The 13,071-nt window shown below is 63.1% G+C and carries 13 protein-coding genes; 10 read left to right on the plus strand and 3 right to left on the minus strand.

The window, feature by feature from the left end:
* Together GJ700_RS17220 and GJ700_RS17225 are read left to right on the plus strand one after the other, a co-directional pair.
* The gene (locus GJ700_RS17220) at positions 1-2,010 is read left to right on the plus strand and encodes an alpha/beta hydrolase family protein (RefSeq protein WP_154376035.1); all 2,010 of its coding nucleotides are present in this window, start codon (positions 1-3) and stop codon (positions 2,008-2,010) included.
* Between the two features lie 41 nt (positions 2,011-2,051).
* A complete protein-coding gene (locus GJ700_RS17225) occupies positions 2,052-3,266 on the plus strand; it encodes a 6-phosphofructokinase (RefSeq protein ID WP_154376038.1) in 1,215 nt (404 codons plus the stop codon).
* A gap of 36 nt (positions 3,267-3,302) precedes the next feature.
* Here the strand turns inward: GJ700_RS17225 and GJ700_RS17230 are convergent, their stop codons facing one another.
* Positions 3,303-4,061 carry a type 2 periplasmic-binding domain-containing protein gene (locus GJ700_RS17230; protein ID WP_154376040.1) on the minus strand — a complete coding sequence of 253 codons (759 nt, stop codon included), beginning with the start codon at positions 4,059-4,061 and terminating at the stop codon, positions 3,303-3,305.
* Positions 4,062-4,161: 100 nt separating this feature from the next.
* Positions 4,162-5,205: a phosphoribosylformylglycinamidine cyclo-ligase gene (gene purM / locus GJ700_RS17235; RefSeq protein WP_154376042.1), complete on the minus strand. Its 1,044-nt coding sequence runs from the start codon at positions 5,203-5,205 to the stop codon at positions 4,162-4,164.
* 148 nt (positions 5,206-5,353) lie between these two features.
* Here purM and GJ700_RS17240 point away from each other — a divergent pair, with 148 nt between their 5' ends.
* The 8 genes from GJ700_RS17240 to panB all read left to right on the plus strand — a co-directional run bounded on the left by GJ700_RS17240 (position 5,354) and on the right by panB (position 11,488).
* Complete coding sequence (locus tag GJ700_RS17240) at positions 5,354-6,436, plus strand: AI-2E family transporter (protein ID WP_154376044.1); 1,083 nt, start codon at positions 5,354-5,356, stop codon at positions 6,434-6,436.
* A 33-nt stretch (positions 6,437-6,469) separates the two neighbouring features.
* On the plus strand, positions 6,470-7,138 hold the full coding sequence (gene hda / locus GJ700_RS17245; RefSeq protein WP_154376046.1) for a DnaA regulatory inactivator Hda: 669 nt from the start codon (positions 6,470-6,472) through the stop codon (positions 7,136-7,138).
* Positions 7,138-7,809 (plus strand): histidinol-phosphatase, encoded by a 672-nt coding sequence (locus GJ700_RS17250; protein ID WP_154376281.1) that lies wholly within the window; start codon positions 7,138-7,140, stop codon positions 7,807-7,809. Before hda ends, GJ700_RS17250 begins: the two co-directional genes overlap by 1 nt.
* On the plus strand, positions 7,802-9,202 hold the full coding sequence (pcnB, locus tag GJ700_RS17255) for a polynucleotide adenylyltransferase PcnB (RefSeq protein WP_154376048.1): 1,401 nt from the start codon (positions 7,802-7,804) through the stop codon (positions 9,200-9,202). Before GJ700_RS17250 ends, pcnB begins: the two co-directional genes overlap by 8 nt.
* Entirely contained in the window at positions 9,192-9,701 is a 510-nt protein-coding gene (gene folK / locus GJ700_RS17260) for a 2-amino-4-hydroxy-6-hydroxymethyldihydropteridine diphosphokinase (protein WP_154376050.1), read from the plus strand. The genes pcnB and folK overlap by 11 nt, the downstream gene beginning before the upstream one ends.
* The gene (locus GJ700_RS17265; protein ID WP_154376052.1) at positions 9,698-10,078 is read left to right on the plus strand and encodes a 50S ribosome-binding protein YggL; all 381 of its coding nucleotides are present in this window, start codon (positions 9,698-9,700) and stop codon (positions 10,076-10,078) included. The genes folK and GJ700_RS17265 overlap by 4 nt, the downstream gene beginning before the upstream one ends.
* A 76-nt stretch (positions 10,079-10,154) precedes the next feature.
* A complete protein-coding gene (locus GJ700_RS17270) occupies positions 10,155-10,502 on the plus strand; it encodes a DMT family protein (protein ID WP_154376054.1) in 348 nt (115 codons plus the stop codon).
* 104 nt (positions 10,503-10,606) lie between these two features.
* A complete protein-coding gene (gene panB / locus GJ700_RS17275) occupies positions 10,607-11,488 on the plus strand; it encodes a 3-methyl-2-oxobutanoate hydroxymethyltransferase (protein WP_195763919.1) in 882 nt (293 codons plus the stop codon).
* 80 nt (positions 11,489-11,568) lie between these two features.
* On the opposite strand, the gene GJ700_RS17280 is transcribed toward panB, so the two are convergent.
* Positions 11,569-13,068 (minus strand): aldehyde dehydrogenase, encoded by a 1,500-nt coding sequence (locus tag GJ700_RS17280; RefSeq protein ID WP_154376058.1) that lies wholly within the window; start codon positions 13,066-13,068, stop codon positions 11,569-11,571.
* Between the last annotated feature and the right edge of the window lie 3 nt (positions 13,069-13,071).

A 13,071-nucleotide genomic window follows, 5' to 3' on the forward strand; every position in this document is an offset into this window, starting at 1 on the left:
ATGTTGAAACGCAGTTTACTGGCCATGGCATGCGCCGCCCTGCTGGCCACGCCCGTCACGGCCCCATTGGCCGCCACCATCGCGCCGCCCGCCACGGAAGCCTTTTTCAGCAACCCGCAATTTTCCGCAGCCAAGCTGTCGCCGAGCGGCCGCTACCTGGCCGTACGATCCGGCTCGCCCGGCAAACGGCAAGGCTTGTTCGTCATTAACCTGGCGGAGAGCATCTCCACGCCCGTGGCCCATTACAGCAACATCGATATCGATTACTTTGAATGGGTCAACGATAACCGCCTGGTGTACGACACCCGCGACGACTCGCTGGCGCCGGGCGACCTGAAATTTGCGCCCGGCATGTATGCCGTCAACCGCGATGGCAGCGGCACATTGCAGCTGGCGGACCGCGGTTACGATGCCGAATCCAGTACCGGCACCCACATCAAGCGCCAGTTGCTGCCGTCAAATACCTATCTGCTTGAGCAGGATGGCGCCCAAAAAGACGACTACATCTATGCAAAACAGTCGCGCCGCACGTCCGGCGGCGAGTTCCAGTCCTGGTCGCTGCTGCGCGTCAATACGGTAACGGGGCGTTCGCAAGGCGTCGCCGTGCCGGCATACACGGATTCGATCTTGCTGGACGCCAGCGGTGAACCGCGCGTCGCCACGGCGCAGGATCGCGACCTCAAGTCGGTGCACTACCGCGATCCCGCCAGCGGCGAATGGCGCAAGCTGGCCGAATTCCCCGCGTATGGCAAATCGCCCGGTTCATTCGAGCCCATTGGTGTGGCCGGCGACGGCACGCTGTACGTCGCCACCGGCGCCCAGGTCGGACATCGCGTGGTGCGCAGCTTTGACGTCAAGACTGGCAAGCTGGGCGACAAGCCCGTGATCGACCTCACCGACTACGATTTCACCGGCCGCTTCGTCAGCGGCAACGGCAAGCTGCTGGGCGTGCACATGCTGACCGATGCGCGCAGCACGCACTGGTGGGACAAGGACATGGCGGCCTTGCAAGACACCATCGACAAGCTGCTGCCCGGCACCGTCAATGAAATCTCGGTGGCGAACCGCCCGGAAACGCCATGGGTGGTCGTGAAATCGTGGTCGGACCGCCAGCCGGTGGTGTTCGTGCTGTATAACCGCGACACCCAAAAAATCTCCAAGCTCGGTGAGGCCCACCCCGCCATCAATCCGCTGGCGATGGGCGAGCGCAGCATGATTCGCTACAAGGCGCGCGACGGCATGTCCATCCCCGCCTGGCTGACGTTGCCGCCCGGCGGCAAGAAGACCAACCTGCCGCTGGTGGTGCTGGTGCATGGCGGCCCGTTCGTGCGGGGCGGCGAATGGAACTGGGACGACGAAGCGCAATTCCTCGCCACGCGCGGCTATGCCGTGCTGCAACCGGAGTTCCGTGGCAGCGCGGGCTTCGGCGCCCGCCACACGATGGCGGGATGGAAGCAGTGGGGCCTGGCCATGCAGGATGACCTGGCCGACGGCGCCCGTGCGCTGGCGGCGCAAGGCATTGCCGATGGCGGGCGCGTCTGCATTGCCGGGGCCAGCTACGGCGGCTATGCCGCGCTGATGGGCGTCATCAAGGACGGCGACCTGTTCAAGTGCGCCATCGACTGGGCCGGTGTCACCGACATCAACCTGCTGTACACCGGCACGTGGCGCATCATCGGCGACCTGTCGGAAGACTGGAAACAGTACGGCATGCCGCAACTGGTGGGCGACCAGGTCAAGGATGCCGACCAGTTGCAAGCGACGTCGCCGCTGGTGCAGGCCGCCCGCGTCAAGCGTCCCGTGCTGCTGGCTTACGGCACCCACGACCGCCGCGTTCCCATCGTGCACGGCGAACGCTTCTACAAAGCCGTCAAAGCCCACAACCCGGACGTGGAATGGGTCACGTACGACGGCGAGGGCCATGGCTGGTCGTTGCCGGAAAACCGTGTCGATTTCTGGAACCGCGTCGAGAAATTCCTCGACAAGCATATCGGAACGGCAAGCAAATAGGAGTAACCTGACGGCTGGCCAACTTCATTGAAGGAGCATCCATGTCGTCTGGAAAAATACTGGTGGCACAGGGAGGCGGGCCCAGCGCCGTCATCAACCAGTCGCTGGTGGGGGTGGTGCTGGAAGCGCGGCGCCATCGCCACGTGACCCGCGTCTATGGCGCACTGCACGGTGTGCGCGGCATCATCAATGAAGACTTCGTCGACCTGACCCAGGAAACCAGCCATAACCTGGAACTGGTGGCCGCCACGCCGTCGTCGGCGCTGGGTTCCACCCGCGACAAACCGGACGAAAAATATTGCGCGCAAATCTTTGAAGTATTGCGCGCACATGAAATCGAACACTTCTTTTACATCGGCGGCAACGATTCGTCCGACACCGTGCGCATCGTCAGCCAGCAGGCGCAGGCCGCCGGCTATCCGCTGCGCTGCATCCACATTCCGAAGACCATCGACAATGACCTGGTCGGCAACGACCACACGCCGGGCTTCCCGTCCGCCGCCCGCTTTGTCGCGCAAGCGTTTGCCGGCGCCAACCTCGATAACGCGTCGCTGCCCGGCGTCTATGTCGGCGTCGTCATGGGCCGCCACGCGGGCTTTTTAACGGCCGCCTCCGCGCTGGGCAAGAAATTCCCCGACGACGGGCCGCACCTGATTTACATGCCGGAGCGGGTATTCGAACTGGAACCCTTCCTGGCCGACGTCAAAGCCACGTATGACAGGCACGGGCGCTGCGTGATCGCCGTCTCCGAAGGCATCCACGACGCGTCCGGTGAACCGATTGCCACCTTGCTGGCGAAGGAAGTGGAACGCGATGCGCACGGCAACGTGCAATTGTCCGGCACCGGGGCGCTGGCGGATTTGCTGTGCGACGAAATCAAGGACAAGCTGGGCATCAAGCGCGTGCGCGGCGATACCTTCGGCTACCTGCAACGCTCGTTCATCGGCTGCGTGTCGGACGTCGACCAGCGCGAAGCGCGCGAGGTGGGTGAAAAGGCCGTGCAATTTGCCATGTGGGGCGACCGCGATGGCTCCGTCGCCATCAAGCGCACCGGCTTTTATTCGGTCGACTATGAATTGCTGCCGTTGGAAGCCGTGGCGGGCAAGACGCGCACCATGGACGATGCCTTCATCACGCCGGAAGGAACCGATGTGACCGATGCGTTCCGCCTCTACTTGCGGCCGTTACTGGGGTCCGGCATGCCGGATGCATACCGGCTGCGGCCGGCGCCGGTGGCGAAAATCCTGAAGCCGTAGGACTGCCCCGCTGCGGGCTTCCCGGCCCGCCGCCGATTATCCCTGCTGCTTCACCATTGCCTGCAGCCGGTACTTCTCGATCAAGCCTTCCTTCTTCATATCCGCCAGCACCTGGCCCAGCTTCACGGCCAGGTCGGCATGGCGCTTGTGCAGGTGCGCATACACGTCGGCGCTGTCCATCAACGCCACCTTGCGAATCGCCGTATTACGGAATTCGTCGGCGGCCAGCGCGGCATCGGCCACCGTTTCCACTTCGACAAACACATCGCTGCGGCCCACCTGCAGCTTGCGTAATCCCAGCAGCGTACTGTTGACGACCGTCAGCCGGTCGGCCGACACCACCAGTGGCAATTGCACGCTCGGCAGGGCCACGCCGCTGCGGTACTCGACGCGCAAATCGGCCGGCTTCAGCGCCTCCCATCCGTTTGCCAGGGCCATCGGCCGCGCCGCATAGGCGCAAAAACGGATGGCAAAGTGCGGTACCGGCACCTTCACCAGTTCCGGGTGCAGCTGGCTGTATTCGGCGACGCGATTGATTTCGCCATCGGCCTCGCCACTGTCGGACACCAGGCTGGAACGCTTGGCGGGATAGGGCCGGTAATCGAGCCGGTAGCCGAGGCGGCCCAGCGCTTCCGTGTAAATCAGCGTGAGCCAGGGGCCGTAGGTGGTGTGGATTTCAATTGCGCCTGTCAACACCAGCATGGGGCGCGGGTCAGCCTGCGCCGATGCTTGCCAAACGCCGCACACCAGGCTCGCTGCAATGCATGCCGCCATGCGGACGCGGATCCGGCCCATATACTCTCCCCTGTCAAAAAAGAAAAAGCGGACGACGCCACTGGCATAGTCCGCTTTCTGTATCACTGGCGCGTCTGTTGAGATCGGCGCCTGGTCACCATCACACCACGATGGTCTGGTGCTCGCCATCCTGGCGTGCACGGATCTTGCCGATGCGGTACACGGTTTCACCGGCCGCTTTCAGCTGGGCTTCGGCCGCATCCGCGTTTTCAGCGGAAACGATGACGGTCATGCCGATGCCGCAGTTGAACACGCGGTGCATTTCCGCGTCCGCCACGCCGCCGTGCTGTTGCAGCCACTGGAACAGCGGTGGCAGGGTCCACGATTTGCCATCCAGTTCGCAGGTCAGGTGGTCTTGCAGCACGCGTGGAATGTTTTCCACCAGGCCGCCGCCCGTGATGTGCACCAGGCCTTTGACTTCCATGGACGCCATCAGCGCCAGCAGCGGTTTCACGTAGATGCGGGTTGGCTCCATCAGCACGTCGGCCAGTTTGCGGCCGTGGAAGTCGCCTTCCAGGTCTGGTTTTGCCACTTCGATAATCTTGCGTACCAGCGAATAACCGTTCGAGTGCGCGCCCGACGAGGCCAGGCCCAGCACCACGTCGCCCGGGGCGATCTTGGTGCCGTCGATGATTTTCGACTTTTCCACCACGCCGACCGCGAAACCGGCCAGGTCGTATTCGCCGGCCGGGTACATGCTTGGCATTTCAGCGGTTTCGCCGCCGATCAGCGCCGCGCCGGCCTGTTCGCAACCCTGGGCGATGCCTTTGACCACGGCAGTTGCCTGTGGAACATCCAGCTTGCCGCAAGCGAAATAGTCGAGGAAGAACAGCGGCTCGGCGCCCTGCACCAGGATGTCGTTGACGCTCATGGCCACCAGGTCGATGCCGACGGTGTCGTGGCGGTTCAGTTCAAACGCCAGTTTCAGCTTGGTGCCGACGCCGTCCGTACCGGACACCAGTACCGGTTCCTGGTATTTCTTGCTGATCTCGAACATGGCGCCAAAGCCGCCAATGCCGGCCATCACGCCTTCGCGCATGGTGCGCTTGGCAAACGGCTTGATGGCATCGACTAAGGCGTCGCCCGCGTCGATATCGACGCCGGCGTCACGGTAGGACAGGGAAACATTAGAAGTTTGGCTCATGGTGTATTTCGCAGCGGAGGCGGTAAAATAGAAGGCGGTGGCCGCTGCCAACGCTTTTGGCATTAGTAGCGGCAAGACCGCTATTCTATCAAAATGCCTGCTCAACGCCTGTGCAATCACCCATTTTTAGCCAAAAATCCCCTTCCCCATGCCTTTTCCCCTCTCGGTAGAACAAAAGCAGACGGCGTTCTGGGTGGCGGTTTGGGTGGCATTCTGGCTGCTTTTGCTGGCGCTCGGGCCGATTTTGACGCCGTTCCTGGCCGCCGCCATCATTGCCTATGCACTCAATCCCGGCGTCGACCGGCTGGAGCGGTTGCGGCTGGGCCGCATCGGCGTGCCGCGCGCGCTGGCCGTGGTGGTCGTGGTGGTGCTGTTCCTGGCCGCCATCACCACGCTGGGACTGATCGTGGTGCCGGTGCTGCAGCGTGAAATCCCCCTGTTGCAGGCGCAAATTCCCGCCTTCATGGCCAAGGCCAATGACACGCTGGGCCCGCGCTTGCGTGAAATGGGCGTCCATGTACCGATGGACAGCGCCGGCATCAAGGAATTGGTCTCCCAGCAACTGGCCTCGTCCGGCGATGAAATCTGGCGCTCGCTGCTGACGTGGGGCCGCGCCGGCGGCAGCGCCGTGCTGGGCTGGCTGTTCATCGCGATGCTGGTGCCGGTGCTGCTGTTTTACCTGCTGCTGGACTGGCATCAGGTCATTGCCCGCATTGCCGACTGCGTGCCGCGCCGCTACGTGGGCCGCACCATCGCCATGGCGGAGGAAGTCGACACCCTGCTGGCGCAATACCTGCGCGGCCAGTTGCTGGTGATGCTCGTGCTGGCCGTGTATTACTCGGTGTCGCTGATGATTGCCGGGTTCGACGTGGCGCTGCCGGTCGGCATCCTGACCGGCCTGCTGGTTTTCATCCCCTACCTGGGCTTTGGCCTGGGCCTGGTATTGGCGCTGATTGCCGCCGTGCTGCAATTTACCGACTGGAGCGGCGTGATCGCGGTGGCCGTCATCTATGGCGCCGGCCAGGTCATCGAAGGCTTTTTCCTGACGCCGCGCCTGGTGGGCGAGCGCATCGGCCTCAACCCGCTGGCCGTGATTTTCGCGTTGCTGGCGTTCGGCCAGCTGTTCGGCTTTGTCGGCGTGCTGCTGGCGCTGCCCGCTTCGGCGGTACTGATGGTGGCTTTCAAGCACTTGCGCCGCCACTACCTGTCCAGCAGCTTTTATAATGCGTAGTGTGATGACGAAGACGACGCAAGGGCATAGGCAATGAAACAACTGGTGCTGGATCTAGGCGCCGAGCCGGTGCTCACCCTCGATTCCTTCGAAGTGGGACAAAACGCGGAACTGGCCGCGCTGATGCGGCAATTCGAAAACCGCACGTCGCGCGAGCATTTCGCCTATATCTGGGGCGATATGGGCGCCGGCAAGAGCCACTTGCTGCGGGCGCTGGGGGCGGCCGACCGCGCCCGCTATATCTCGCCGTTTTCCATTGAATCGGAATTCGTCTACTCGCCCGACGTGGACCTGTACCTGCTGGACGACTGTGAAAAGCTGTCGCCGCTGGCGCAGATCGACGCGTTCGCCCTGTTTAATGAAATCCGCGCCAACAACGCTTTCATGGTGTGCAGCGGGGCCGTCGCGCCGGCCGTGCTGCCCGTCCGGGAAGATTTGCGCACCCGCATGGGCTGGGGTCTGATTTACCGCCTGCACAGCCTGACGGACGATGAAAAGATTGCCGCTTTGACCACGGCGGCGGCGGCCCGGGGATTGACGCTGTCGGCCGGCGTGTTACCCTATTTGCTTTCCCATTACCGGCGTGACATGAGTTCACTGTCCGAAATGCTGGATGCGCTGGACCGCTATTCCCTCGAAACCCAACGCCCGATTACCCTGCCGCTGCTGCGCGAGTGGCTGCAGGAACAAGCTCAAAAATGATGAAACTGGCCCTGTTTGACCTCGACCACACCCTGCTGCCGATCGATTCCGATTTCGAATGGGGACAATTCCTGTGCCGTATCGGCGCCGTCGACGCGGCGGAATTCGCCCGCCGCAACGAGGAATTTTTCGCCCAATACCAGGCCGGCACGCTGGACCCGGTCGAATACCTGGAATTCTCGCTGGGCACGCTGGCCGGCTTCCCCCGCGCCAGGCTCGATGAAATGCAGGCGCAATTCATGCGCGAAGTGATCACGCCGGCAATCCGTCCCGCCGCCAGGGCGCTGCTGCAAAAGCACCTGGAAGCGGGTGACCTGGTGGCCATCGTGACCGCCACCAACCACTTCGTCACCAAGCCGATCGCCGACGCGCTGGGCGTGGAACACCTGATCGCCGCCATGCCGGAAGTGGCCAGCGATGGCGCCATCACCGGCAAGCTGCTGGGTACGCCGACGCAGGGCGCCGGCAAAGTCACCCACACCAAAGCATGGCTGGAAAAGCTGGGCAAGCGCCTGGAAGACTTTGAAAGCTCGCACTTCTACAGCGATTCGCACAACGATATTCCGCTGATGTCAGTGGTGACCCATCCGGTTGCCTGCAACCCGAACGCCGCCCTGACCAGCCACGCCGCCGCTCAAGGCTGGCCTACTATCCAACTGTTCAATGATTAAGAAACTGATCCGCAAAATCCTGGGCGTCAAAGGCAAGGAAGCACCCAGCGGCCCCGTGATCCTGGGGCCGCAACAGCATGGCATCGACCCGAGACTGCTGTCGAATAACGCCGTGCGCGTCACCAGCACCTTGCAGGAAGCGGGCTATCAGGCCTTCGTTGTCGGTGGCGCCGTGCGCGACCTGCTGCTGGGCGTGAAGCCCAAGGATTTCGACATCGCCACCAACGCCACGCCGGAACAGGTGAAACGCCTGTTCCGCCGCGCGTTCATCATCGGCAAGCGCTTCCAGATCGTGCACGTGATGTTCGGCCAGGACTTGCTGGAGGTGACCACCTTCCGCGGCCCCGCGGTCGACAATGCGCCGAAAGACGAGCATGGCCGCGTGCTGCGCGATAACACCTTCGGCACCCAGGCGGAAGACGCGGAACGCCGCGACTTCACCATCAACGCCATGTATTACAACCCGGCCACGCAGGAAGTGCTGGATTACCACGGCGGCATCGAAGACATCAGGGCGAAAACCCTGCGCATCATCGGCGTACCGGAAGCCCGCTACCGCGAAGACCCGGTGCGCATGCTGCGCGTGGTGCGCTTTGCCGCCAAGCTGCAATTCGCGATCGAACAGCATACCGCCGCGCCGATCCGCGTGATGGCGCCGCTGATCAACAACGTGCCGGCCGCCCGCGTGTTCGATGAAATGCTCAAGCTGCTCATGTCCGGCCATGCGCTGGCCTGCCTGCAGCAATTGCGCAAGGAAGGCTTGCACCATGGCTTGCTGCCGCTGCTGGACGTGGTGCTGGAACAGCCGCTGGGCTTCAAGTTCGTGACGCTGGCGCTCGATTCCACCGACCGCCGCATCCATGCCGGCAAGACCGTCTCGCCGGGCTTCCTGTTTGCGTCGCTGCTGTGGCACCAGGTGCTGGAAAAGTGGAATGCCTACCTGGCGGCCGGCGAATTCGCCATCCCCGCGCTGCACCAGGCGGCCGACGACGTGCTGGATTCGCAAACGGAAAAACTGGCCCTGCAGCGCAAGATCGGTTCCGACATGCGCGACATCTGGTCGATGCAGCCGCGCTTCGAGCGCCGCACCGGCAAGAATCCGTACAAGCTGCTGGAACACACGCGCTTCCGCGCCGGCTATGACTTCCTGCTGCTGCGCTGCGCCTCGGGCGAAATCGACACGGAACTGGGCCAGTGGTGGACCGCGTTCTACGAAGGCGACGAGACCGCACGCGAAACACTGATCGCCGGCCTGCAATCGCAGTCGCAAGGTGGTGGCGGCGCCAAGCGCAAACGTCCGCCGCGCCGCGCGCCCCGCAACCGCGAAGGCGGTAATGGCGGTGGTGGTGGTGGCGACAGCGCGCCGGCGCCGGCCCATTCCGATGGCGAGTGACCGCGTGACGCGCATTGCATCAATTACGGCCTACATCGGTATCGGCGCCAACCTGGGCGATGCGCGCGCCAATGTGCTCGACGCGGTCGCGCGCCTGAAACGCGCGCCCGGCTGCACCGTCACCTCGGTGTCCAGCCTGTACCGCACGGCGCCCATCGATTCGTCCGGCGACGATTACGTCAATGCCGTGGCGTCCATCGACACCACGCTCGACGCCCACGCACTGCTGCACACCCTGCACGACATCGAACAGGCCCATGGCCGCGAACGCCCGTACCGCAACGCGCCCCGCACGCTGGACCTGGATTTGCTGTTATACGGGCAAGAACAGATCGCCTCGCCTACACTGACCGTGCCCCATCCGCGCATGTGCGACCGCGCATTCGTGCTCATGCCGCTGCTGGAAATCGCCCCCGGCGTCATGATCCCGGGCCGGGCACCGGCGCGCTGCTTTGAATCCGCTGTCCAAGACCAGGTAATCAGAAAGGAAACCACATGACCACCTTGCGCCAACCATCGCAGCGCCGTCTGCGCAACACCAACAACCGCCAGCGCAAGAAACTGCACCTGGGCGACTATAAACAGCTGCGCGGCGACGTCTCGATCCGCTTCAAGCAGGTGCTGGAAAGCGCTGCATTCGAAGCGTGGCTGTCCGACTGGATCGAGTGGGTGGAAAGCAACCACCTGTATGTCGCGTGCTTCGGCGGCGCGCAACCGTTTGCCGCCACCGACGGCATGCTGATCGGCGAAAAATCGCTGACGCAGGAACAGCTGGACGCCGCCGTGGCATGGCTGAAAGCCCGCCCGGAAGTGGCGGAAGTCACGCAGGCCGCGCTGCGCGATGCGACTTATGACGAGTTCAAGTCGGTCGAATAATCCCCTTTCTTTGCCGGGTGTGTCTGAAAAGGAGACGATTGTCTCCTTTTTCGATACATCCTCCAGATACCTCCCCATGAACATCCCCGTCCTCCTGCAAACCGCCGGCCTGCTGATCCTGTCCAACATTTTCATGACCGTGGCCTGGTATGGCCATTTGAAAAGCCTGAACACCAAGGCGTGGTATATCGCCGCCATCGTCAGCTGGGGCATCGCGCTGTTTGAATACCTGCTGCAAGTACCCGCCAACCGCATCGGCTACACGCAGTTCAGCCTGGCCCAGCTGAAGATCATGCAGGAAGCCATTACGCTGGCCGTGTTCGTGCCGTTTGCCATGATTTACATGGGCCAGCCATTCAAGCTGGACTACATTTGGGCCGGCCTGTGCCTGATCGGCGCCGTGTATTTCATCTTCCGCAGCTAATTTCCTCAAAGAAACTTCGAGACCCTGTTCGGAAAAGAATGATCGTTCAGAGTTAGAATACGCGGTCCGCAGCGTATCGCCGCGATAATTATTCGAGGAACACCATGTCTGGTTATTTGCAAGGAAATGAAATGGCCGCCAGCACCCCTGCCCCGGCCGCAAACACCACGCCTGCTCCGGCAAAACCGGTCGCCAGCAAAGCCGTGACGGTGCCAGCGCTGAATGCGCGCCGCGCCGCCGGCGACAAGATCGCCATGATGACGTGCTATGACGCCAGCTTCGCTTCGCTGATGGACAACTGCGGCGTGGAAGTGCTGCTGATTGGCGACTCGCTGGGCATGGTCTGCAATGGCCTCGATTCCACCCTGCCCGTCACGCTGGACGAAATCGCTTACCACACGCGCGCGGTCGCACGCGGCAACAAATCGGCGCTGGTATTGGCCGATATGCCGTTCGGCACCTACGCCACCAAAGAAGACGCCTTCACCAATGCCGTCAAACTGATGCAGGCCGGCGCGCACATGGTGAAAATCGAAGGCGGCGCCTGGCTGGCCGATACCGTGCGCTTCCTGACGGAGCGCTCGATTCCCGTCTGCGCCCACCTGGGCCTGACGCCGCAATCCGTGCACCAGTTGGGCGGCTACAAGGTGCAGGGCAAGACCACGGAAAGCGCGGACTTGCTGAAGTCCGACGCGTTGAAATTGCAGGCCGCGGGCGCCGCGATGGTGGTGCTGGAAGCCATTCCGAGTTCGCTGGGCAAGGAAGTCACGGAATTGCTGTCGATGCCGACCATCGGCATTGGCGCGGGTCCGGATTGCTCCGGCCAGGTGCTGGTCATGCACGATGCGCTGGGCGTGTTCCCGGGCCGCAAAGCGCGCTTCGTGCGCAACTTCATGGAAGGCCAGGCCAGCATCGGCGCCGCGGTCACCGCGTATGTGACGGCAGTGAAGGATGGCAGCTTCCCGGCGGTGGAACACTGCTTCTGATGCAAACATGGCGGCTCGCACGGCGAACCGCCCTACGCATTTCAGGATCCCGGCCCGGGCAAGTCCGCCGGGTTGCCTGCTTATCCGACCTGGATCCAGGTCGTCTTCAATTCCGTGTACTTGTCGAACGCATGCAGCGACTTGTCGCGGCCATTGCCTGACTGCTTGTAGCCGCCAAACGGCACCGTGATGTCGTCGCCGTCATACTGGTTTACGTGCACGGTGCCGGCCCGCAGCGCACGGGACACCTGGATCGCCTTGCCCAGGTTTGCAGTCCACACGGCCGCATGCAAGCCATATGGCGTCGCATTGGCCTGGCGCACGGCGTCATGCACGTCGGTGAACGTCAGCACGGACAGCACCGGCCCGAAGATTTCTTCCTGCGCGATGCGCATGTCCTGCTTCACCTGGTCGAACAAGGTCGGCGCCACGTAATAGCCCCCTGTCTCGAGACGTACGCGTTCACCGCCCGCCAGCAGGCGCGCCCCTTCCGCCTTTCCCGATTCGATATAGCCCAGCACCGTGTTCATCTGAAGGTCATCGACCAGCGCCCCCATTTCAGTGGCCGGATCGAGCGGGTCGCCCGGCATGTGCGCGGGGATCAGCTGCAATGCCTTCTCGATAAATTGATCGCGGATGCTTTCTTCGATAAACAGGCGCGATGGCGCATTGCAGCTTTCACCCTGGTTGAAGTAAATCGAACCGATGGCGGCGGATACCGCCGCATCGAGGTCCGGACAATCTGCGCACACGATATTGGCGGACTTGCCGCCCAATTCCGTCCACGCCCGCTTCAGGTTCGACTGCCCCGCCATTTGCATGATCAGCTTGCCCGTGCGGGTGGAGCCCGTAAAGCCGATGGTATCGACGTCCATGTGCAAGGCCAGCGCGCTGCCCGCCTCGTTGCCATAGCCCGGCACCACGTTGAACACGCCGGGCGGAATGCCGGCTTCCAGCGCCAGTTCGGCCAGCCGCATCGACGTCAGCGGCGCTTTTTCCGACGGCTTCAGCACCACGCTGTTGCCCGCCGCCAGCGCCGGACCGATCTTCCATGCCGCCATCAGCATCGGATAATTCCACGGAATGATGGCGCCCACCACGCCGACCGGTTCGCGCGTCACCAGCGCCAGCGAATTGCTGGCCGTGGGGGCGATTTCATCGTAAATCTTGTCGATCGCTTCGCCATACCAGCGTACGCAATTGGCGGCCAGCGCCACGTCCACGCTCTGGCTGTATTTGATCGGCTTGCCCATGTCGAGCGTTTCCAGCAGCGCCAGTTCTTCCTGGTGCTGCACCATCAGGTCGGCAAAGCGGATCAGCGTGCGCTTGCGCTGCGCCGGCGCGACGTTGGCCCAGCGCCCGTCTTCAAAGGCGGCGCGGGCGGCCGCCACTGCCGCATCCACGTCCGCATCGCCGCAGCGCGCCACGTCGGCCAGTTTGCGGCCATCGATGGGCGACACTTTATCGAAGCGCTGTTCGTTGCGCGACCAGACGCGCTGGCCGCCGATGAAGGCGCGGCCGTCGATGTTCAGGGTTGCGGCGCGGTCGTGCCACGTGGCGCCGGTTGTATGGTTTGCCATGTT

The sequence above is a fragment of the Pseudoduganella rivuli genome, assembly GCF_009674485.1.
GTDB classification, from domain to species: Bacteria; Pseudomonadota; Gammaproteobacteria; order Burkholderiales; family Burkholderiaceae_D; genus Rugamonas; species Rugamonas rivuli_B.